Origin of the sequence: Rhizobium sp. NRK18 (assembly GCF_024385575.1) — a bacterium.
Lineage (GTDB): Bacteria > Pseudomonadota > Alphaproteobacteria > Rhizobiales > Rhizobiaceae > JANFMV01.
In genome coordinates this window covers 3,049,123-3,070,615 of record NZ_JANFMV010000001.1, presented here as the reverse complement: position 1 = coordinate 3,070,615, position 21,493 = coordinate 3,049,123, and the positions used below count along the sequence as shown (strand labels likewise).

Genomic DNA, 21,493 nt, shown 5'->3' with positions numbered 1-21,493 from the left:
ATGAGCGAACCGACCCCTTTGCGCCCGACCGCCAATGAAAACATCGAGACCGCCGAAGCGCCGGCAAAGGCCGCTGCGGCTCCGGCGCCCGAGCAAGGGCCCCCTGCGCAAAAGCCGCGCAGCAACACGCGCCGCCGTGTCCTGTTCTCACTGTTGCCGATCGCCCTTGTCGTCGGCGGCTATGTCTATGTGACTGGTGGCCAGGAGGTCAGCACGGACAACGCCTATATCGCCGCCAACATCGTCGGCGTTTCGACGGATGTGGCGGGCACGGTGCAGTCGATCGAGGTTCACGAGAACGAGACGGTGAAGGCAGGTGACGTTCTCTTCCGCCTGAAGCCGGACACGTTCCAGATCGCACTCGAAGGTGCTGAGGCAAAGCTCGAATCCGCCCGCAACGACCTTCTGACCCTGCAGGCAAGCTATCGTCAGGCGCAGGCGGAGATCGCCCAGGCCAAGGCGGATCTTCCCTATTACCAGTCGGCTTTCGACCGGCAGCAGAAGCTGGTGTCGATGAACACCGCCTCGCATGCCGAATTCGACCAGGCCAAGCATAATCTCGACGCGGCCAAGCAGAAGGTGATCGTTGCCGAAGCGCAGGCCGCCGAAATGCTCGCCAAGCTCGGCGGCGACGCCGATACGCCGGTCGAGCAAAATCCGGTCTACCTGCAGGCGAAGGCCGCTGTCGATGATGCCAAGCGGCAGCTCGACGATACGGTCGTGCGCGCGCCCTTCGACGGCATCGCCACCAATGTGAGCGCCGTCCAGGTCGGCAGTTACCTCGATGCCGCGCAGGCGGCTTTCTCGCTCGTTTCCACCGAGAACATGTGGATCGCGGCCAATCCTAAGGAAACGCAGCTGACCTATGTGAAGCCCGGCCAGCCGGTGACGATCAGCGTCGATGCCTATCCGGGCGTCGAATGGACCGGCAAGGTTGCCAGTGTGAGCCCGGCCTCCGAGTCGAGCTTCTCGCTGCTTCCGGCACAGAATTCGTCCGGCAACTGGGTGAAGGTCGTCCAGCGCATCCCGATGCGCATCTCGATCGATGACACCAAGGGCAAGCCGCCGCTGCGAGCGGGCATGAGCACGGAGATCGATATCGACACCGGCCATGCGCGCGGACTGCCGCAGTTCGTCGACAACCTCCTCGGCAAGAGGCCTGCTTACGCCAATGAGTAATGCCGCCACCATGGCAGCGGTGGACGAGCCGGTGGCCAATCGCGGTGCGATTGCCGCCTGCGTCATCCTTGCCGTCATCATGCAGGCGCTCGACACCACGATCGCCAACGTCGCGCTGCCCTATATCCAGGGCAGCGTCGCGGCCAGCGCCGACCAGATCAACTGGGTTCTGACATCCTACATCGTTGCCGCCGCGATCATGACGCCGCCGTCCGGCTTTCTCGCCGCCAAGTTCGGCCGCAAGCGGGTATTGTCGACCGCGATCTTCGGCTTCGTTGCCGCATCCGTCCTCTGCGGTCTGGCGCAATCGCTGACCCAGATCGTCGGCTTTCGCCTGCTGCAGGGCCTGTTCGGCGCGTCGCTCGTGCCGCTGTCGCAGGGCATCCTGCTCGACATATATTCCGTCGAGGAACGCGGTTCGGCGATGGCCATGTTCGGCGTGTCGGTCATGGTCGGGCCGGTCCTCGGTCCCGTCCTCGGCGGCTGGCTCACCGAGAATCTGAGCTGGCGCTGGGTCTTCTACATCAACGTCCCGATCGGCATACTTGCCTTCATGGGCATCGGCATGTTCGTCAAGGAAACCAAGGTGGACGCCAGGGCGCGGCTCGACTGGTTCGGCTTCGGCATGCTGAGTGTCGCCATCGGCGCGCTGCAGCTCCTGCTCGACCGCGGCCAGCAGCTTGACTGGTTCTCGTCAGGCGAAATCATCGTCGAGTCGATCGTCTGCGGCGGGGCGTTCTACCTGTTTCTCGTCCACACGTTCACGGCAGACAAAACCTTCGTCAATCCGAGGCTGTTTCTCGACCGCAATTTCGCGATCAGCATCCTGTTCATCTTCGTCATCGGCGTCACCTATCTCGCCTCGCTGGCGCTGATGACGCCTTATCTGCAGACGCTGATGGAATATCCCGTTATCACGGCCGGCATCGTCATGGGCCCGCGCGGGCTCGGCACGATGGCCTGCATGTTCCTCGTCGGCCGGCTGATCGGCAAGGTCGATACGCGCTATCTGCTGTTGACGGGACTCGGGGTTACCGCCTGGGCCATGTACGAAATGACCATGTGGACGCCGGACATTTCCCAGTGGACGATCATCTGGGTCGGTTTCGTCCAGGGCGCAGGTCTCGGTTTCCTGTTCGTGCCGCTGACCACGATCGCCTTCGCGACGCTGCCTGCCGAAATGCGCGGCGAAGGAACGGGCATCTACAATCTGTCGCGCAATATCGGTTCCAGCGTCGGCATTGCCGTGGTCTCGGCTCTTCTCGTCCAGAACACCCAGATCAACCACGCGCAGATCTCGGCCTTCGTCACGCCGTTCAACCACGCCTTCGACGCGCCGGCGGCGGCCGCACTCAACCCGCATACGGTGAGCGGCATCTCGGCGCTCGACGGCATCGTCTCGCTGCAGGCGACGATCATCGCCTATGCCGACGACTTCAAGCTCCTGATGCTGATGTCGATTGCGGTGATGCCGCTGATCTTCCTCTTGCGCAAGCCGGCAAAGACCGGAAGCAGCAGCGATCAGGAAGAGGCGATCGAAATCGCCTTGGAATAGGAAGGGGAAGGAGAACCGCTCACTCGGCGTCGAGCGGCTCGACGCCCTGCGGCTGGCCGGAACGGTCGAGGCGGATCTTCTCGATACGCTTTTCGGCGACCGTCAGCAGTTTCTCGCAATGCTTCTTCAGCGCCTCGCCGCGCTCGTAGATGGCAATGGATTCCTCCAGCGCCACGTCGCCGCGCTCCAGCCGGCCGACGATTGTCTCAAGCTCGGCGACCGCCTTTTCGAACGGCAGGCCCGCGATATCGTCGCCCTTGGTCTTGTCGCTCATGGTCATCCTTTCATCAGTCTCGAAATGTGCATTCCGGCGGACTCGGCGAGTCCCTCCAGATCATAGCCGCCCTCCAGGACGCTGACGAGGCGGTTTCCGGCATGCTTGTCGGCAAGCTCCATCAGCTTTGCCGTCGCCCAGTCGAAATCCTCGCCAACGAGGTTGATCTGCGCCAGCGGATCGCGGTGATGGGCGTCGAAGCCTGCCGAGACCAGAATGAGGTCGGGGGAGAAGTCGTCGACCGCCTTCAGCACGCGCGACCGGAAGGCCTCGCGGAAATGGTCGCTGCCGTCATTCGTGGAAAGCGGCGCATTGACGATGGTGTTGTGCGTGCCCGTCTCGTTCTTGGCGCCGGATCCGGGATAGAGCGGCATCTGGTGGGTCGAGCAGAACAGCACGTTTGGATCGTCCCAGAAAATGTCCTGTGTGCCGTTGCCGTGGTGCACGTCCCAGTCGACGATGGCGACCCGTTCGGCGCCGTGCACCTTCTGCGCATGCCGTGCGGCGATCGCCACATTGTTGAACAGGCAGAAGCCCATGGCCGTCTGCTTTTCCGCATGGTGACCGGGCGGGCGGCAGGCGACGAAGACATTGTCGGCGGCGCCCGAAAACACGTCGTCGACGGCGGCCATGGCCCCGCCGATACCGGTCAGCGCCGCCTGCAGGCTCTTCGGGCTGGCATAGGTGTCGGCTTCGATCTGGTGGATACCTTCCTCGGGGATCTGCCGCATGACCGAGAACAGGTGCGCTTCCGGATGGGCGAGCAGCACGGCGTCTTCGTTTGCCTGCGGCGCCTGCTTGCGGTCCAGCGTTGAGAAGAAGGGGTGTTCGAGCGCCACATTCAGCGAGCGCAGCCGGTCGATCCGTTCGGGATGGCCGGGCGGTGTCTCGTGTTCGAGGAAGATGGTGTGCTCGTAGAGGCGCGTCGTCATGTCCGGACCCTACTGATCGAGGAAACTGTCGTCCATGCAAATGGCGCATCGCGGTGTAATTTTCAACAGCGCATGGAAAAGCCCCGGTTTTGGACCGGGGCTTGAATGTGTCTGCTTGTGGCCGGTTGTATCAGGCGCGCGAATGCAGCAGCGGGTAGCCCGACAGCACGATACGGCCGGCAAGCGTTGCGATGACCGCCTTGACGAGGTCGCCGGGGATGAAGGTCAGGTTGCCGGAGATCAGCGCCATCAGGTCGGTGCCCGTCGACACCTTCAGCCAGGCGATGCCCATCAGGTAGACGACGCCGATGCCGCCGATGACGGAGGCGGCGAAGAAGGCGGCAAGCTGGCGGCCTTCCGACTGGCCGTCACGCACGAAGCGCTCGGCGATCAGGCCGGTGACATAGGTAGCGACGATCCAGCCGAAGATGTAGCCGGCGGTCGGGCCCATCAGGATGTTCATGCCGCCGCGTCCGCCCGACAGCACCGGCAGGCCGATGGCGACCATCAGCACGAACAGCACATAGGCAAGCGCCCCGCGCTTGGCGCCGATGATGCAGCCGGCCAGCATGACGCCCATCGACTGTGCCGTGATCGGCACCGGAATGAAGGCGAGCGTGATCGGCGGAATGAAGCCGAGCACCACGATGATCGCCGTGAAAAGTGCAATGAGAACCAGGTCCCTGCTGTTCATAGATGTGTCTCCCAACACGAAATGTCGCGATTTCATTGACCGCGAATGCCGCGGGCGTCAATGGCGGAGGCGATCATGTCCGCGTCTTTGAGCGTCAAAATGATCAGCGGGCCAAGGATCGTTCGTATGCGAACTCTGATGCCGCGAGCCTCATGCGCCTCCTTCAGCGTCTGGTAGCGGGCGAAGATGTCCGGCACGAATCGCAGCACCAGTCCCAGCGCCAGGCTGACGTCGCGCGCCTTGACGAGCCCGATGCGTTCCAGCGGTGTGAGCAGGATCGTGATCTCGTCCATGAAGGCGTCGATCGTCGTCGTGGCGGTCACCGCGGCGGCGAAGAGGACGACGGCGATCAGCCGGAAGGTCGTCGCGACGGCTTCATGCCACGGGCCGATATAGAGATTGACGAGCATTAGCACGAGGATGGTGAAGAGCACGAAGCCTATGCGCGACAGCGCGTCGCGGAAGGAAAGGCCGACGGTCAGATAAAGCGCCGCGGCGATGAGAAAGACGGGAACGAGCACCCAGAAACTGCTGATCGGAAACAAGACGATGCCGAGAAGGAGGAGAGCGATCAGCTTCACCCGTGCCGAAAGCCGGTGAAAGAGCGTGTCGCCCTCGACATAGAGGCTCTTCAGCATCCGGCGATCTCCCGGTAGCGGGCAATCACGTCGGCGGGCGCGCCGTCGGCTTCCAGTTGCCCTTCGTGAAAGAGCAGGACCCGGTCGAAATCCTCGATGAAGGGCAGGTCATGACTGATGACGACGGCCTGCTGGTCAAGCTTTGCGATCGTCTCCTTCACCAGCTTGCGGTTCTTCAGGTCGAGCTGGTTGGCCGGCTCGTCGAAGATCAGCAGGCCGGGACCGGTCACCGTCACGCCGGCGATCGCCGCCAGCTGCGTTTCACCGCCGGAAAGCTCGTGGACGCGGCGGTCCGCCAGATGCGCGATGCCGAACCTGGACAGGATGGCGGTCGTCCGCGCGGCGACATCCTCCTTGGCCACGCCATGGGCCTTCAAGCCGAAGGCGATGTCGTCTTTCAGGATCGGCATGATCAGCTGCTGCTGCGGGTTTTGGAAGATGAAGCCGACCTTGCGCAGCACGGCGCCGGCATCCTTGACCGTATCGAGACCGTCGACCGTCACGTGGCCCTCGGTCGGCTCGACGAGACCGTTGATCAGCTTGGCGAAGGTGGTCTTGCCGGAACCATTCAGCCCGACGATGCCGATGCGCCGCTCCGCAAGCGTCACCGTCAAAGGCTGAAGCGCGGTCCGGTTGCCGAAGGTGACAGATGCGCCGGAAAAGCGGATTTCCAAAGTTTTGCTCCGTATGCTACCGGCAGGCTCTATAGACCAAGCGCGGCCAAAGGGAAACGCACGGCAGCGGAGAAGCGAGAGGCAAGGGTAGGTGGATCACGTGGCTGGCAAAACGGTGGACGACCACCCCGCCATCGCTCTTCGCGGACATCATTTCCTCTGCCTGCTGACCTACAAGGGTTACGGCTATACGCCGGGCTTCGTCGACAACATGACTGCCATTGCCGGCGCCATCAATTCCGGCCGTCCGGTCCGGTTGGTCATAGGGCCGGACGACATTTGCGGCGCGCTCTCCGCCGACGACCGCATCGCCTGCGATCACGATTGCTTCCGGGCCGAGACGATGATGATCGACGAGCGGGCGCTCAAGGCGGTCGAGCCGTTCTTTCCGGACGGAATGGCGGGCGAGTTTTTCATCACCCCGGATATCGCCGCCCGCCTGCGCTCGGCCTTTGCCGAAGGTTCGATCCGGGCCGCCTGCAGCAACTGCCGGTGGAAGGTGTTTTGCGATGATATTGCCGCCGACGGATTTACCGGGACGCTGCTGCAGCCATCACCGTAATCCGGGCCATGGATCAGCAGCGAACGAAACACCCTTGAACAAATCAGGAACGTGTGCATGGATAGGTCATGGCGATTCCGGTTTCCAATTCGATCGCGCGCAGGATCTTCCTCGCAAAGCAGGGTCTTTCGGCCGCGCCGTCGCGCGCCATGTCGAAGGATGACCTGCTGCAGCTGATCCACGATATCGGTTTCGTCCAGGTCGACAGCATCCAGACCGTGACGCGTGCCCACGACCAGATCCTGTTTTCGCGCAACCAGACCTTCAAGCGCGAGCATCTGCGCGCGCTTCTGGAGAAGGACAGGGCGCTCTTCGAGCACTGGACGCATGACGCCTCCATCCTGCCGACGGCCTTCTTTCCCTACTGGAAGCATCGCTTCCGGCGCCGTGAAGCGGGAATCCGCGAACGCTGGGCCAAGTGGCAGGGCAAGGATTTCGACAAGGCGTTCGACGAAACCTACGAGCGGATTGCCGCCGGCGGCTCCATATTTGCCCGCGAGGTGAAGGCCGAGGACCACAAGTCCGGCGGCTGGTGGGAATGGCACCCGTCGAAGACGGCGCTGGAATTTCTCTGGCACACCGGCAAGCTTTCGATCTGCCATCGCGAGAATTTCCAGAAGGCCTACGACCTGACCGAGCGGGTCATCCCCGGCCACATCCTCAAGGCCGAGGTCTCGCACGAGGATTTCGTGGACTGGGCCTGCACGAGCGCGCTGGAGCGGCTTGGCTTCGCCACCCATGGCGAGATTGCCGCCTTCTGGGACCTGATCTCGCCGGAGGAAGCGCGCTGCTGGGTTGCGGCAAACCGCGACCGACTGGACGAGGTGGAGATCGAGACGGTGGACGGCGGCAAGCCGCGCAGCTCCTACTGCCTCATCGACTTCTCCGCCCATCCGGACGACTGGCCGGAGCCACCGGGCCGTGTCCGTGTCCTGAGCCCTTTCGATCCGCTGCTGCGCGACCGTAACCGCGCCGAACGCCTGTTCGGCTTCCGCTACCGCATCGAGGTCTTCGTGCCGGAGCCGAAGCGGGAATACGGCTACTATGTCTTCCCGCTTCTGGAGGGCGACCGGATGATTGGCCGGATCGACATGAAGACGGACCGCAAGGAGGGAAACCTGAACGTCCGCCGCCTGTGGCTGGAACCCAGGGTGCGCGCCTCGGCGGGCCGCCTCGAAAAGCTGGAAGCCGAACTCGCCCGCGTCGCCCGTTTCGCCGGCGTCGAGCGGGTTTGCTACGATGCGGACTGGATGGCGGGCTGATCGCGCCTGCCTTGCGCTTCATCAATATTTTTGATCATGAACCGGTTGCTCCTTCGAACCCCTTATGGGAATGTTGAATGTGCATTGCGCTGCAATATTCAAGGCAAGGGACGGCAGGATATTCATGAGAAAGCCCGTGATCGGCATCATCGGAAATGCCTTTCGTGTGGAGGACCGCTTCTCGGTGCAGATGGTCGGGGAGCGCAACATGCAGGCGGTCGCCGAAGTGCTTGGCGCCCTGCCGCTGATGTTTGCCGGCGATCCGGCGCTCACCGATATCGATGATCTTCTCTCCGTCGTCGACGGCGTGCTTCTGACTGGCGCGCGTGCCAACGTCCATCCGAGCCGCTTCCACACCGAGCCCAGCGAAAAGCATGAGCCCTATGACGAGGCGCGCGACGCCGTGGCTCTGCCGCTGATCGACGCCTGCGTCGAGCGCGGCGTGCCGCTCTTCGGCATCTGTCGCGGCTTTCAGGAAATGAACGTCGCCGGCGGGGGATCGCTGCATCCGGAGATCCGGGAATTGCCGGGCCGCATCAACCATCGCATGCCACGATTGGAGACCGGCGAAATCCATCCGGACCCCGAAGTCGTCTTCGCCGACCGGCATTCGGTCAAGCTCGAGACGGGCGGCGTGTTCGCGCGCATTTTCGGCAGTGACACGATCCGGGTCAACTCGCTGCACGGGCAGGGCATTCTCGCTGTCGGCGACCGCATCGTCGCCGAAGGCATTGCCGATGACGGCACGATCGAGGCGATCCGCTTCCGCGATGCCAAGGGTTTCGCGCTCGGCGTCCAGTGGCATGCGGAATACGATCCGGATCGCAATCCGGTCAATCGCGCGCTGTTCGATGCTTTCGGCGATGCCGTCAGGGCCTACAGGGACGGCACGGTCGCCGCCGCCTGAGGTCTCAGCAGACGATCGTCTCGCTGATCGTGATGCCGAATCCTTCCAGACCGACATAGTGTCGTTCGCGCGAGCTCAAAAGCTTGATCGATTCGACGCCGAGATCCTTGAGGATCTGCGCGCCGAGGCCGATTTCCAGCCATTCGCTTTCCCGGGACTGTGCCGTCTCATGGCTCTCGCGGCCCTTGCGTCCGGTGTCGTGATGGCCGACGCCGACAGACCCTTCGCGCAGATAGACGATGACCCCACGCCCTTCGGCGGCAATGCGCTGCATGTGCGGCAGGACCGCCGGCACCTTGCCGAAGACGTCGGTCGCGACGTTTTCCGGATGCAGGCGCACCGGAATGTCCGCGCCGTCACGGATATCGCCGAAGACGACGGCCATGTGCTGCATCGGATCCCAGGGCAGGGAATAGGTGTGCGCCTTGGCGCGGCCGACCGGGGTTTCGATGTCGAAGGAGGCGATCTCCTCGATCAGCCGTTCCTTGCGCTGGCGATGGGCGATCAGGTCGGCAACCGAAACCTGCTTCAGGCCGTGCGTCTTGGCAAAGCTTGCCACCTGCGGTCCGCGCATCACGGTGCCGTCGTCATTGACCATCTCGCAGATCACGCCGACCGGCGGAAGGCCGGCGAGCCGGCAGAGGTCGACGGCCGCTTCCGTATGGCCTGAGCGCATCAGCACGCCGCCCTCGCGGGCGATCAGCGGGAAGATGTGGCCGGGACGGACGAAATCGGCGGGTCCGACATTCGGATTTGCGAGATTGCGCACCGTCAGCGTCCGGTCTTCGGCCGAAATGCCGGTGGTCGTGCCGTGCTTGAAGTCGACGGTCACCGTGAATGCGGTCGTGTGGGCGCTGTCGTTTTCCGCCACCATGGCGTTGAGATTCAGCCGCTTGGCTTCCTCGCGCGGCATCGGTGCGCAGACGATCCCGGACGTGTGGCGGACGATGAAGGCCATCTTTTCCGGCGTGCAGTGGACGGCGGCGACGATCAGGTCGCCTTCGTTCTCGCGGTCGTCATCATCGGTGACGACTACGATTTCGCCCGCCTCGAAGGCGCGGATGGCGTCGACGACGCGCTTCTGATCGTATGCCATGGAAACTGTCCTAGCGTGTCTTGCCGGTCTGGCCCCGGTCCCTGAGATAATGGTCGGCGATGATGCAGGCGAGCATCGCTTCGCCGATCGGCACGGCGCGGATGCCGACGCACGGATCGTGGCGGCCCTTGGTGCGCACGTCGACATTGTTGCCGTCGGAATCGATCGACCGCCGTTCGGTCAGGATCGACGAGGTAGGCTTGATGGCGAAGCGGGCGACGACCGGCATGCCGGTCGAAATGCCGCCGAGAATGCCGCCGGCATGGTTCGACAGGAAGATCGGTTTGCCGTCATTGCCCATGCGCATTTCGTCGGCGTTTTCCTCGCCGGTGATCTCGGCGGCTTCGAAGCCGTTGCCGATCTCCACGCCCTTGACGGCGTTGATCGACATCAGCCCGGACGCGATGTCCTGATCGAGCTTGCCGTAGATCGGTGCACCTAGACCGGCGGGAACCCCCTCGGCGATCACTTCCACCACGGCGCCGACGGAGGAGCCCGCCTTGCGGATGCCGTCGAGATACTCTTCCCATACCGGAACGATCTCCGGATCAGGTGCGAAGAACGGGTTCTCGCCGACCTGATCCCAGTCCCAGTTGGCGCGGTTGATCTTGTGCTTGCCGATCTGGACGAGGGCGCCGCGGATGGTCACGCCCGGGATCACCTTGCGGGCGATGCCGCCGGCTGCCACGCGGGCGGCCGTTTCGCGGGCCGAAGAGCGGCCGCCGCCGCGATAGTCGCGAATGCCGTATTTTTCGTCATAGGTGAAATCGGCATGGCCGGGCCGATAGCGCTTGGCGATCTCGCCGTAGTCCTTGGAGCGCTGGTCGGTGTTCTCGATCATCATCGAGATCGGCGTGCCGGTGGAAATCATCGTCTCGCCGTCTTCGTCCAGCATGACGCCCGAGAGCACCTTCACGAGATCGTCCTCGCGCCGCTGCGTCACGAACCGCGACTGGCCGGGCTTGCGCTTGTCGAGCCAGGCCTGCAGTTCGGCAAGCGTGAAGCGGATACCCGGAGGGCAGCCGTCGACCACGCAGCCGAGCGCCGGCCCGTGGCTTTCACCCCAGGTGGTGACGCGGAAGAGATGACCGAATGTGTTATGCGACATGGTTCTGTCCGTAAGGCTTGGCGGCTGCCGTGACGGCCGTTTGTCTAAGGCGGGTCACTCATAGTGGAAAAACGGCGCAAGGCAAATTCCTTTGTGCTCCCTTGCAGCGTCTCTTTGCGACAACGGCCTTTTTCGGGTGCACGCCAAAGGGTCGCCAAAGTTTCACTTGCCAACCCTGGAAAAAAGATCATCAATCCTGTCGCAAATCCGCCCGGCAAGGGCAAAAAATCCGCCACATTCGACGTGCTCCATGGCCAGCGAAGGACGATGCACATGATAAAGACTGAAAGGCGTCACATGAATTATCTGTTTGCTGCGTTGATTGCTGTCGCCAGCCTCCTGTCTCCGCTCGCCTCTTTCGCGCAGAGCGCCGATGTCGAGGCAACGATCACCAAGGTCGACACCTCCGGCCTCACCCTGGCGCTCGATGACGGCAAGACCTATCAGGTGCCGTCCGAATTCGACTTCGACGGACTGGCCGCCGGCGTGAAGGTCACCGTGTTCTACACGGTCGTTGACGGCAAGCGTGTCGTCGATGATCTGGAAATCGAGCAATAGGCGCCTATATCCTTATATACAGGACATTTGTTCAGCCCCTGACAATTGCAACGGCCCCGCGGAAATCCGTGGCGGCCGTATTTTTTTGGCCGGTTTGATATGGGCCTAGAAGGGGGCGCGGAGCGACGGGGACGTCCCGCCTATCCACTCGATGACGTTCTGGCGCATAACGATCCTGAGGATACGGTCCTGCGGCACGCCCATCGTGGCGGCTTCTTCCTTGTCCGTGCTGGCGATCAGGCGGAACAGCGTCCGGATCACGCCGCCATGGCAGACGCATACCGTCGGAAGGTTGACCGATTGCAGCCAGGAGCCGATGCGCCACGACAGGATTTCGTAGCTTTCGGCGTGATCGCCCGGCGGGATGAAGTCCCATTTATTGTCCGCGCGGGCGGCAACCCTGTCGGGGGCTTTCTCCTGGAGTTCCCGCAGCGTAGAGCCTTCCCAATCGCCGAAGGAAACCTCTACCAGCCTCTCGTCGGTCCGGTAGGCATGCGGGTTCAGCCCCATCTCCGTCCGGAGCAGCTCCATGGTCTCGCGAGTGCGGCCGAGCGGACTGGAGACAAAGTCGAAGCTTGGCGCGTCATCCCCCAGAATGTCCTTCAGGGCACGTCCATTGCCGCGGGCCTGGGCGCGGCCCTTGTCGTTGAGCGGAATATCCTTCTGACCCTGCATGCGCAGTTCGGCGTTCCAGTCCGTCTGGCCATGGCGAACGACGTAGATGATCAAGAAATCAGCCTCGAAAAGAAATGAAATCGGCGCTTGAAATGCGAACGGAGCCAACCGGCTCCGCTCTTTTTGTCTGTCTTGAAGGTCTCAGTCCTTCGCGACGCTGATATCCGGAGCATCCACCGACTTCATGCCGATCGTATGGTAACCGGAGTCGCAATGGTGGACTTCGCCGGTGACGCCGGTCGACAGGTCCGACAGGAGGTAGAGCGCGGAATTGCCGACCTCGTCGATCGAGACCGTGCGCTTCAGCGGCGCGTTGTACTCGTTCCACTTCAGGATGTAGCGGAAGTCGCCGATGCCGGAAGCGGCCAGCGTCTTGATCGGGCCGGCCGAGATCGCGTTGACGCGGATGCCGCGGTCGCCCATGTCGACGGCGAGGTAGCGCACGCTCGCCTCGAGTGCGGCCTTGGCCACGCCCATGACGTTATAGTGCGGCATCACCTTTTCGGCGCCGTAATAGGTGAGGGTGACGATCGAGCCGCCATCGTTCATGATCCGCTCGGCGCGCTTGGCGACGGCGGTCAGCGAATAGACGGAGATGTCCATGGTCCGGGCGAAGTTTTCGCGGCTCGTCTCGATGTAACGGCCGGTCAGTTCGTCCTTGTCGGAAAACGCGATGGCGTGGACGACGAAATCGATCTTGCCCCATTCCTTTTCCAGCGTCTCGAAGACGGCGTCAATGGAGGCAAGGTCGGTCACGTCACAATGGCCGGCCATGACAGCGCCAAGCTCTTGCGCCAGCGGTTCGACTCGCTTCTTCAGGGCGTCGCCCTGCCAGGTCAGCGCCAGATCCGCACCGGCATCCGCACAGGCCTTGGCAATGCCCCAGGCGATGGATCGATTGTTGGCCACACCCATGATGACGCCGCGTTTGCCGCTCATGAGGCCGGTTACTTCAGCCATGCTATGCTCCCAAGATCAAGAATTGCGAATTTGCCTATGGCATAGCGTGACGGGCGGTTCAAGCTTCCCCGAGATCAGGAACTGTTAGGAACCGTAACAAACAGTGCGCCACCGGCGGTTGGCCGGTTGCCGGGGTCTTGGAGGACATGTCTGGCTAGAGATACAGGCCCTGACGCATGACGCGCATCAGGTCGGTGACCTTTTCATCCGGCTTCTCGCCGAGAAAAATGCGCAACCCCACGACGAAATCGCCGTACCCGCCATCCTCGGTCTTCAGGCCGTGGCCGGAAATCCGGATGGTTTTTTCCGAGCCGGACCAGGGTTCCACCGTGACCGGAACGGACCCCAGCGGCCCCTCCACTTCGGTTTTCAGGCCGAGCACCGCATCTTCCAGGGAGATCGGCAGAATTGTGTGGATGTCGAACCTGTCGACGGAAAAGGCGATGTCGCGGGCGACACGGAGCGTGACGAACAGGTCGCCGTTGCGCATGCCTGTCAGCCGCGAACCATGGCCCTTCAGTTCGACGACATGGCCCTCGGTCATGCCGGGCGTGAGGTAGAAGCCGACCTCGCGCTCGTCCGGCGTGGTGACGGTGGTCCAGCGGCCGGCAAGCAGGTCGCCGATGGTGACTTCCGTGTCCACATAATAGTCGGGCGCCTGTTCCGGCGGCGGTCGATAGCCGGTGATCCGGCGATAGAAGGAGACCAGCAGTTCGGCGGCCTGCAGCTTCAGCCTGTTGGCGGATGCGCTCGTGGTACCGGTTTCCGCACCGGCTTCCGGCAGGTCTTCGACGTCTGGCGAGGCGGCGTCGGACGGCTTGCCGGGCTGGCTTTCACTCTTGCCGGTCGAGCTGGCCTTTGGGGTGGCAGAACTAGCTCCTGATGGAGCGCCGGTGCTGGCCGCTGTTGCAGATTGGGCCGCGCGCGCGGCGGTATTGGCTTGCCTTGCGATTTCAGCCATTTCCTCGGCCTCGCGCGCCTGCCTTTCCGCCTCGCGTCTGGCCGCTGCGGCGCGTGCCTCTTCACGCTTCTGCATGAAGGTCGCTTCGCCGTCCTTGCCTTGGCGCGCGCCGCGCGCCTGATCGAGCAGATCGCGCTTCGCCGGGTTTTTCAGCATGTCGTAGGCCTTGCCGAGTTCGGCAAACTGCGAGGCCGCATCGGGATTGTCGCGATTGCGATCGGGGTGAAACGCCTTGGCGGCCGACCGCCAGGCCGACTTGATCTCTTGTTCGCTGGCATTGCTGTCGACGCCAAGCACTGCGTAAGGGTCGCGCATTCTTTTGAACCCGCTCGTGGACGGCCTGTCTTTCCCAGGCGCAAATGAAACCTCTGGCCGGTGCTTTGGGGCCACGGCAAAATTGTGAACAGCGATTATGCGCAAAGACTCGCTAATCAGTCGTTACGTTCGCCTGAAGGAAATCGGGAAAATTTGAACGGATGCGTGAAATTCGGACGGCTTACAGCTGTTCGAAGCGCAGCACGTTCCAATTGCCGTCGCTGCCAAGGCAGGCAAGCCCGGAAAATTTGGCGATGCCGGAATAGGAATGGCGCGTCGTCGTGAACTGCCGGCAGGTCATGCCCTCGGCCATCTGTTCGGCAATCGAGGTCACGACGCCGGAGCTGCCGGTGGCCGTGTTTGCCCAGGGCAGCGGATCGTTGCCGAGCTTGCCGAGGTCCGCAGACGTGACGGCATTGCTGACCGTCGTCTCGTCGGAATTGACCGTCTTGGCGCGCACATCGCTGATCGAGCGCGTGTTGATTGACGAGTCCGTCGCCGCGCTGGTGAGATAATCCTGTCCAGCACCGAAGCAACCGGATAGAACGACCGGAGCGGCCGCCATCACCAGAAGCAGAACGGATTTGCCAATCCGGCCTGTTTTCTTGAAAGATGGTCGTGCTGGATGAATCAAAACGAAACCTGTTACCTACGCGCTACAGAACCGGAAAAAGAGGCATTTTAATCAATATGTCGCACGATGAGTTAACAAGCGGTGACTTTACCGAGGCTGAACATCCTGTCGAATTGTTCGACAGCTGGTTGAAGGATGCGCAGGCCTCCGAAATCAACGATCCGAACGCCGTCGCGCTGGCGACGGTCGATGCCGACGGCATGCCCAATGTCCGCATGGTCTTGCTGAAGGGGTTTGATACCAACGGCTTCGTCTTCTATACGAATTGCGAAAGCCGGAAAGGGCAGGAACTTCTTGGCCAGAAAAAGGCCGCCATGTGTTTTCACTGGAAATCCCTACGCCGTCAGGTGCGCATTCGCGGTCCGATCGAGGTCGTGACCGATGCCGAGGCGGACGAATATTTCGCATCCCGCCCGCGCGGCAGCCGAATCGGTGCCTGGGCATCCAAGCAGTCGCGTCCGCTGGAAGGCCGCTTCGCGCTGGAGAAGTCGGTCGCCGAATACACGGCGCGCTACGCCATCGGCGACATTCCGCGCCCGCCTTATTGGTCCGGCTTCCGCATCCGTCCCGTTTCGATCGAGTTCTGGCATGACCGCAAGTTCCGCCTGCACGACCGCATCGAGTTTGCCCGCGAGACCCCGGAGGGTGGCTGGACCAAGACGCGGATGTATCCCTGACGGTTTTGGTGCGGATGAAGGCCGGCTGATCGTCAGATCAGGAACGGAAGGCCCGAGGCCAGCGCCGAAACATAGCGCGGCTTCTGGTAGTGGCCGTTCAGCGAAATGCGGGGCAGGGCGAAGAGATTGTCCCGCCCCTTGCCGCGCAGCAGGCCCGGCGACGTGGTGACGGCAAGCGAGAAGCCCGCTTCCGCCGCCAGCCTGTGTTCGCGGGCCGACACGGCCTTCGCAAAGCCGTAGGGATAGGCAATGGACGTCGGCCGGATGCCGGTGATCTTTTCCACATAGTCGGCGGATTCGATCATTTCGCCGCGCGCCGCCTCCTCGTCGAGCAGGGCCAGCGCCGGATGCGTAACGGTGTGGGCGCCGAGGCTGACGAGCGGATGAGCGGCGAAGCGCTTGAGCTCGTAGGCATCCATCGTCTCGTCATGGACGATGGATTGCGGATGAACATTGAGCGCGCGCGCCGCCTGGTCGATCTTGCGCACGAATGCAGCTTCGTTCTCCAGGAACGCCGCGTCCTCCAGCCGCTTGAACGCCGCCATCTTGCCGGCGACCGTCCTGATTTCCAGCGTCTCCCGGCCCTTGCCGAAATCGAACTGCAGCCGGTCGGCATATTGCAGCATGGCCGCCGCGGTCTCCCACCAGATCGTCTGGCGCCGCTCGGCAAAACCCTTGGTCACGAAGACGGTGAGGGGAACATCGGCGTCCTCGAACACCGGCAGGGCATACTGGGCGTTGTCGCGGTACCCGTCATCCAGCGTGAAGGCGGCGAAGGGCCTCCGCCGATTGCCGTCGGCGAGAAGGGCGGGAACCTCGTCGAGGCGGACGAAGTCGAAACCCTCCTGGCGCAGCCGGTCGATGGCATCGGCGAGAAAGTCGGGGGTGATGTCGAGATGCGCGTTCGGATTGAAGCCCTGCTCGGTCTTCGGCCGCACATGATGCAGCGTGAAGATCGCGCCGCGGGCGCGAACACGCGCTCCCAGACGCGCGGCAAGGGCTGCCGCCTCCAGCCCGCCTGTAATGGCCGCGCGCTTGATCGCCCGCTTGGCGCTGTTCCTGATGATCGTGAACAAGGCTATCCCCCGCCTGCATCCGCAATAAACTATAGGCTGCGGCCTGCAGCGCAATTGAAATAGAATGCCACTATATGGATAAAGTCTTAAGCATGTTTCATGCGGCGGTGCCGTCCTGGGACGACCAGAACGGTTTTTGCAAAGGAAAGCAGGGGATCGCTCATGGCGCTTCGTCAAAGAATGGCCGGCCGTGTCTGCCTTGTGACCGGCGGTGGCAGCGGTATTGGCCTCGCCACGGCCCTTCAGCTCGCCTCGGAAGGGGCCGATGCAGTGGTGATTGCCGGCCGCAGGCCGGAAGAGGGTGAGGCGGCCGCCGAGGCGTGTCGCCAGCGCGGCGCTCGCAGTGCGTTCATCCGCACCGACGTGACCGTCGAGGATGACATACGCGGCCTCGTCGAGGCGACGCTCGACCGGTTTTCCGTTCTCGACGTCGTCTTCAACAATGCCGCATTCCAGGAAAAGCGCGCACCGCTGGAAGAGCAGGACAGCCAGACCTATGCACAGGTCTTCGACACCAATGTCCGCTCCGTTTTCCTTTGCCTGAAGTATCAGCTGCCTGTCATGGCCGGGCGACCGGGCGCTTCGGTCGTCATAAACGCCTCCGTCAGCGGCATCCGCAATCCCAATCCGGGCTTCGCGCTCTATGCCGCTTCCAAGGCTGCCGTGATTTCGATGACCCGCTCGGCGGCGATGGAGTGGGCGCCGAAAGGGGTCCGCATCAATGGCTTTGCGCCGGGCCGGGTGTTGACCGAGATGATGCGCGGCTCGGGTGTCGATCTCGATACGGTGGCGGCGAATTTGCCCTTGCGGCGCATGGGAACGCCGGAGGAGGCGGCCGAGGCGGTCGTCTGGTTGTCCTCCGACGAGGCTTCCTACGTGGTCGGCCACATCCTGGCGGCAGACGGCGGCTTCCTCAGCGCCTGAGGCGATGTCAGGAGGCAGGTCGCTCGCCACATTCCTCGAACAGGCGCAGCAGATAGCCATCAGGATCGGCGACAATGAACTGGCGGTTGCCGACCTCATGATCGTTGCGTCGATACCACTTTTCTTCCAGCGGCAGGAAAAGCTCCACACCTGCCAGCCGCAGCCTTTCCAGGATTGCCGTCAGGTCTGTCACGAGAATCTGGAAATTGACGCCGCGGCCGAGCGGCGCAATGAAGGGCGCAGGTTCGAAGGTGCGGCCCTTGCCGATTTCGTCGATCATCAGTTGCGCATCGCCCTTGGCAAGGAAGGCGAAACCTTCCTCTGGGCGCTCGTAAACCACGGCAAAGCCCAAAAGATCGCAGTAGAAGGATAGGCTTGCGGCGCAGTTTGTCACCGCAAGCTCGGGAATGAGCGCGTTGTTGCCGCTCACGTCCTGGTGCCGCCGACCGTCACCTGATCCATCCTGAGGTGCGGCTGGCCGACGCCGACCGGCACCCACTGGCCGCCCTTGCCGCAATTGCCGATGCCGGTGTCGAGCGACATGTCGTTGCCGATCATCGAGACGCGCTTCATCGCCTGCGGACCATTGCCGATCAGCATGGCGCCCTTGACCGGCGCGCCGATCTTGCCGTCTTCGATCATGTAGGCCTCGGTGCAGCCGAAGACGAACTTGCCGGAGGTGATGTCCACCTGGCCGCCGCCGAAGGAGACGGCATAGAGGCCCTTCTTGACCGAGGAGATGATCTCTTCCGGCGTCTTGTCGCCAGACAGCATGTAGGTATTGGTCATGCGCGGCATCGGCACGGAGGAATAGCCCTGCCGGCGGCCGTTGCCGGTCGGCTTCATGCCCATCAGTCGGGCGTTCTGGCGGTCCTGCATGTAGCCGACGAGCCTGCCGTTCTCGATCAGGACGTTGTAGGCCGACGGCGTGCCTTCGTCGTCGATGCTGATCGAACCGCGGCGGTTCTCGATCGTGCCGTCGTCGACGACGGTGACGCCCGGCGCTGCGACCATCTCGCCCATCAGCCCGGCGAAGGCGGACGTCTTCTTGCGGTTGAAGTCGCCTTCCAGCCCGTGGCCGACGGCCTCGTGCAGCATGACGCCCGGCCAGCCATTGCCGAGCACCACATCCATGGTGCCGGCCGGCGCCTCGATGGCGTCAAGATTGACGAGCGCCTGGCGCAGCGCCTCGTCGGCGCCGTACTGCCAGTTCTCTTCCGTCAGGAACTCGGTGAAGCCCACCCGGCCGCCCTGGCCGAAGGAGCCCGATTCCTGCCGGTCGCCGTCGCCGGTGACGACGGAAATGTTGAGGCGGGTCATCGGCCGGATGTCGCGCACCCGGTGGCCATCGGCGCGCAGGATGTCGACCACCTGCCAGCTGGCGGAGACGGACGCCGTCACCTGGCGGACCTTCGGATCCTTGGCGCGCAGATAGGCGTCGATATCCTGCAACAGCTTCACCTTCTCCTCGAAGGTCGGCTGGCCGATCGGGTTCTCGTCGCCGTAAAGCTTCTTGTTGGTCCGCTGCGGGGCGGCGGCGTAAGTGCCGGAATAGCCGCGCGTCACCGCGCCGACCGCGTCGGCCGCACGTTTCAGCGCCGCAACCGACAGGTCGCCCGCATGCGCGAAGCCGACGGCCTCGCCGGCAACCGCGCGCAGGCCGAAGCCCTGGTCGGTGTTGAAGCTGCCGCCCTTGAGGCGGCCATTGTCGAAGGAAAGCGATTCCGCCTGGGCGTGCTCGATGTAGAGCTCGCCGTCGTCGGCATGCTTCAGCGCATCGGCGATGACGGCGCGAACCTCTGCTTCGTCTGCGTCGAACAGGGTGAGTAGATCGTCATTCATGGGCTGAAGCTCCGCAATTGGTGTTTGCACACGCATTTAGGACGCGACAGCGGTAAGAGCAAGGCAACGCCCTCAGGGCAGATTGTCGTAGCCTTCGCCGAAGCCCTTGAGATCGACAGGGATGCCGATGCCGTTTTCCTCGTCGATCGATTCCTTGACGGAGAAGACGGCGGTCTTGCCGTTGCGCAGCACCTTCAGGAGATCTTCGTCCAGGTTCACCTCGGCGTAACAGCCGTCGGAGAAGCAGCGGACAAACTCGGTGCGGCCGATATACTTGTCGTCGATCGTCAGGCCGAGGCCGCCGCGATAGGGCTCGAAGGGGCTCAAGAGCACGCCGAGCGGCGCCAGCACGCGCAGGATTTTCGACTTGCGGTCGGCCGTCTTCAGGATAGCGACGGACAGCCCGATCTCGGGCCTGTCTTCGGCCAGCACGTTCTGCATCAGAACGCACTGTTCGGCCTGCGCGCCGGCGGGCTTGTCGCAGAGCACCGACCAGGCGCCGTAGGTCGCCTTGACGGTTCCCGACTGTTGGGCGGACGCCGGCTGGGCGGCGAGGAGCGCAGTGGCGAGCAAAGCGGTGGACAGAGCCACGCACGACCGGGAGATGAGACCCATCAAAAACCCTCTAGCATTCGAATCAGTCAGGCCATTCTTGAAGCCTTCGCCTCCAAATGGAAAGCCCGAGTCGCCGCGCCTGCCTGCAGACGTTGCATCTGGAGCCGCATATTCAAGGCAATGCAGGCAAAATTGCGCCGCACGGCATGCCCCGGACAAAGTGGCCGCAAAAACCTTGGCATGATTGTCGCGCGCAAGCAAATCTCTTTGACGCGGGCGGGCAGACCATTAGAATGGAGCCGGATTGTGGACGCTCCCGCATGCCGTTGCCTTCGACTTTCCGGAAGGCCGACTTGCTGCTCTAGGAGGGTTTTGGGGAAAAGAAAAGGTCCGCAAGCGGTTTTGCGTGAATATGCCGCACCGGCATATCGGCGCAGGTGTTGCAGCCAGCGGGAAACTGTGATTTTAAGCAACACGAATAGCAGGATTCTGTTTTTTCTGTTTGACTTAGGTCAAACGCTGAGGGGAGATTTAATTGTGACAAAGAGGGCTTTTGCAGCGTTGGCCGGTCTGGCCTGTCTGCTCTTTGCTTCTGCTGGCTTTGCTGACCAGCCGGCGCCGTGGCAGATGGGTCTGCAGCCGGCCGCCACGCCGGTCATGCATGAAATTCGTTGGTTCGAGCAGTACACGCTGTGGTTCATCGTTCCGATCACGCTTCTGGTTCTGCTGCTGCTGATCATCGTCGCCGTCAAGTTCCGCGAGAGCGCCAATCCGGTGCCGTCGAAGACGAGCCACAACACGGCGATCGAGGTCATCTGGACCGTCGGTCCGGTGGTTATCCTTCTTTTCCTCGCCATTCCGTCGTTCAACCTGCTGTCGTCGGAACTCGTGATGCCGGCCAATCCGGACATCACCGTCAAGGCGACCGCCACGCAGTGGCAGTGGAACTACGAATACGAGATGGACAATCCGGTCTCCTTCGATTCCTACATGCTGAAGGACGGCGACCGCGCCGCCGCCGGCAAGGAAGACCTGAAGGCCTATCCGCGTCTCCTGGCTGTCGACAACGAGCTGGTTCTGCCGGTCAACAAGACCGTGCGCGTCCTCGTCACCGCTGCTCCGACCGACGTGATCCATTCGTTCGCCATGCCGTCCTTCGGCATCAAGGTCGACGCCGTTCCGGGCCGTCTCAATGAGACCTGGTTCAAGGCTGAGCGCGAAGGCATGTTCTACGGCCAGTGTTCCGAACTCTGCGGCAAGGACCATGCGTTCATGCCGATCGGTATTCGCGTCGTGTCCGAAGACAAGTACAATGCCTGGCTCGCCGAGGCTGCTAACGACCTCGACAAGGCGAACAAAGACCTTATGGCCGCTGTCGATGGTGTGAAGACCGTCGACGTCGCTGACAACGTTTCGAACTGAGGGGAGTGAGGAC

General features: G+C 62.8%; 24 protein-coding genes. 9 read left to right on the top strand and 15 right to left on the bottom strand.

The window, feature by feature from the left end; genetic code table 11:
• Window positions 1-1,179, top strand: coding sequence for an HlyD family secretion protein (locus NN662_RS14560; RefSeq protein WP_261930953.1), 1,179 nt, complete (start codon window positions 1-3; stop codon window positions 1,177-1,179).
• On the top strand, window positions 1,172-2,734 hold the full coding sequence (locus NN662_RS14555) for a DHA2 family efflux MFS transporter permease subunit (protein ID WP_261930952.1): 1,563 nt from the start codon (window positions 1,172-1,174) through the stop codon (window positions 2,732-2,734). Before NN662_RS14560 ends, NN662_RS14555 begins: the two co-directional genes overlap by 8 nt.
• 19 nt (window positions 2,735-2,753) lie before the next feature.
• Here NN662_RS14555 and NN662_RS14550 read toward each other — a convergent pair whose 3' ends face one another.
• The 5 genes from NN662_RS14550 to NN662_RS14530 all read right to left on the bottom strand — a co-directional run bounded on the left by NN662_RS14550 (window position 2,754) and on the right by NN662_RS14530 (window position 5,946).
• Complete coding sequence (locus NN662_RS14550; RefSeq protein WP_261930951.1) at window positions 2,754-3,008, bottom strand: exodeoxyribonuclease VII small subunit; 255 nt, start codon at window positions 3,006-3,008, stop codon at window positions 2,754-2,756.
• Between the two features lie 2 nt (window positions 3,009-3,010).
• Window positions 3,011-3,940 (bottom strand): histone deacetylase family protein, encoded by a 930-nt coding sequence (locus NN662_RS14545; RefSeq protein ID WP_261930950.1) that lies wholly within the window; start codon window positions 3,938-3,940, stop codon window positions 3,011-3,013.
• A 130-nt stretch (window positions 3,941-4,070) separates the two neighbouring features.
• Window positions 4,071-4,634, bottom strand: coding sequence for a biotin transporter BioY (locus NN662_RS14540; RefSeq protein WP_261930949.1), 564 nt, complete (start codon window positions 4,632-4,634; stop codon window positions 4,071-4,073).
• 32 nt (window positions 4,635-4,666) lie between these two features.
• Window positions 4,667-5,272, bottom strand: coding sequence for an energy-coupling factor transporter transmembrane component T family protein (locus NN662_RS14535; protein ID WP_261930948.1), 606 nt, complete (start codon window positions 5,270-5,272; stop codon window positions 4,667-4,669).
• Window positions 5,266-5,946: an energy-coupling factor ABC transporter ATP-binding protein gene (locus tag NN662_RS14530; RefSeq protein WP_261930947.1), complete on the bottom strand. Its 681-nt coding sequence runs from the start codon at window positions 5,944-5,946 to the stop codon at window positions 5,266-5,268. Before NN662_RS14530 ends, NN662_RS14535 begins: the two co-directional genes overlap by 7 nt.
• A gap of 100 nt (window positions 5,947-6,046) precedes the next feature.
• Here NN662_RS14530 and NN662_RS14525 point away from each other — a divergent pair, with 100 nt between their 5' ends.
• The 3 genes from NN662_RS14525 to NN662_RS14515 all read left to right on the top strand — a co-directional run bounded on the left by NN662_RS14525 (window position 6,047) and on the right by NN662_RS14515 (window position 8,677).
• Window positions 6,047-6,508, top strand: coding sequence for a DUF1284 domain-containing protein (locus tag NN662_RS14525; RefSeq protein ID WP_261930946.1), 462 nt, complete (start codon window positions 6,047-6,049; stop codon window positions 6,506-6,508).
• A 68-nt stretch (window positions 6,509-6,576) separates the two neighbouring features.
• A complete protein-coding gene (locus NN662_RS14520; protein ID WP_261930945.1) occupies window positions 6,577-7,770 on the top strand; it encodes a winged helix-turn-helix domain-containing protein in 1,194 nt (397 codons plus the stop codon).
• A gap of 124 nt (window positions 7,771-7,894) precedes the next feature.
• Window positions 7,895-8,677: a gamma-glutamyl-gamma-aminobutyrate hydrolase family protein gene (locus tag NN662_RS14515; protein ID WP_261930944.1), complete on the top strand. Its 783-nt coding sequence runs from the start codon at window positions 7,895-7,897 to the stop codon at window positions 8,675-8,677.
• A gap of 4 nt (window positions 8,678-8,681) precedes the next feature.
• Here the strand turns inward: NN662_RS14515 and ribB are convergent, their stop codons facing one another.
• Window positions 8,682-9,773, bottom strand: a complete 1,092-nt coding sequence (gene ribB, locus NN662_RS14510) for a 3,4-dihydroxy-2-butanone-4-phosphate synthase (RefSeq protein WP_261930943.1) — start codon at window positions 9,771-9,773, stop codon at window positions 8,682-8,684.
• A 10-nt stretch (window positions 9,774-9,783) separates the two neighbouring features.
• A complete protein-coding gene (aroC, locus tag NN662_RS14505) occupies window positions 9,784-10,881 on the bottom strand; it encodes a chorismate synthase (RefSeq protein WP_261930942.1) in 1,098 nt (365 codons plus the stop codon).
• Between the two features lie 273 nt (window positions 10,882-11,154).
• On the opposite strand from aroC, the gene NN662_RS14500 reads away from it, so the two are divergent.
• Complete coding sequence (locus NN662_RS14500) at window positions 11,155-11,439, top strand: DUF1344 domain-containing protein (RefSeq protein WP_410010938.1); 285 nt, start codon at window positions 11,155-11,157, stop codon at window positions 11,437-11,439.
• Window positions 11,440-11,544: 105 nt separating this feature from the next.
• Here the strand turns inward: NN662_RS14500 and NN662_RS14495 are convergent, their stop codons facing one another.
• From NN662_RS14495 to NN662_RS14480, 4 genes are all read right to left on the bottom strand, one after another.
• Complete coding sequence (locus NN662_RS14495) at window positions 11,545-12,168, bottom strand: histidine phosphatase family protein (protein WP_261930941.1); 624 nt, start codon at window positions 12,166-12,168, stop codon at window positions 11,545-11,547.
• Between the two features lie 87 nt (window positions 12,169-12,255).
• The gene (gene fabI / locus NN662_RS14490) at window positions 12,256-13,074 is read right to left on the bottom strand and encodes an enoyl-ACP reductase FabI (protein WP_261930940.1); all 819 of its coding nucleotides are present in this window, start codon (window positions 13,072-13,074) and stop codon (window positions 12,256-12,258) included.
• A gap of 154 nt (window positions 13,075-13,228) precedes the next feature.
• Complete coding sequence (locus tag NN662_RS14485; RefSeq protein WP_261930939.1) at window positions 13,229-14,350, bottom strand: DnaJ domain-containing protein; 1,122 nt, start codon at window positions 14,348-14,350, stop codon at window positions 13,229-13,231.
• 181 nt (window positions 14,351-14,531) lie between these two features.
• Entirely contained in the window at window positions 14,532-14,915 is a 384-nt protein-coding gene (locus tag NN662_RS14480; protein WP_261930938.1) for an RT0821/Lpp0805 family surface protein, read from the bottom strand.
• A gap of 125 nt (window positions 14,916-15,040) precedes the next feature.
• On the opposite strand from NN662_RS14480, the gene pdxH reads away from it, so the two are divergent.
• Window positions 15,041-15,661 (top strand): pyridoxamine 5'-phosphate oxidase, encoded by a 621-nt coding sequence (gene pdxH / locus NN662_RS14475; RefSeq protein ID WP_261931982.1) that lies wholly within the window; start codon window positions 15,041-15,043, stop codon window positions 15,659-15,661.
• A gap of 32 nt (window positions 15,662-15,693) precedes the next feature.
• On the opposite strand, the gene NN662_RS14470 is transcribed toward pdxH, so the two are convergent.
• Entirely contained in the window at window positions 15,694-16,737 is a 1,044-nt protein-coding gene (locus NN662_RS14470; RefSeq protein ID WP_261930937.1) for a polysaccharide deacetylase family protein, read from the bottom strand.
• A gap of 162 nt (window positions 16,738-16,899) precedes the next feature.
• On the opposite strand from NN662_RS14470, the gene NN662_RS14465 reads away from it, so the two are divergent.
• On the top strand, window positions 16,900-17,661 hold the full coding sequence (locus NN662_RS14465) for an SDR family NAD(P)-dependent oxidoreductase (RefSeq protein WP_261930936.1): 762 nt from the start codon (window positions 16,900-16,902) through the stop codon (window positions 17,659-17,661).
• 7 nt (window positions 17,662-17,668) lie between these two features.
• Here NN662_RS14465 and NN662_RS14460 read toward each other — a convergent pair whose 3' ends face one another.
• From NN662_RS14460 to NN662_RS14450, 3 genes are all read right to left on the bottom strand, one after another.
• Window positions 17,669-18,091 (bottom strand): bleomycin resistance protein, encoded by a 423-nt coding sequence (locus NN662_RS14460; RefSeq protein WP_261930935.1) that lies wholly within the window; start codon window positions 18,089-18,091, stop codon window positions 17,669-17,671.
• Window positions 18,088-19,503, bottom strand: a complete 1,416-nt coding sequence (tldD, locus tag NN662_RS14455; RefSeq protein WP_261930934.1) for a metalloprotease TldD — start codon at window positions 19,501-19,503, stop codon at window positions 18,088-18,090. Before tldD ends, NN662_RS14460 begins: the two co-directional genes overlap by 4 nt.
• 72 nt (window positions 19,504-19,575) lie before the next feature.
• Window positions 19,576-20,118 carry an invasion associated locus B family protein gene (locus tag NN662_RS14450; protein ID WP_261930933.1) on the bottom strand — a complete coding sequence of 181 codons (543 nt, stop codon included), beginning with the start codon at window positions 20,116-20,118 and terminating at the stop codon, window positions 19,576-19,578.
• Window positions 20,119-20,595: 477 nt separating this feature from the next.
• Between NN662_RS14450 and coxB the strand changes: the two genes are divergently transcribed.
• A complete protein-coding gene (gene coxB / locus NN662_RS14445; RefSeq protein ID WP_261930932.1) occupies window positions 20,596-21,480 on the top strand; it encodes a cytochrome c oxidase subunit II in 885 nt (294 codons plus the stop codon).
• Window positions 21,481-21,493: the final 13 nt, after the last annotated feature.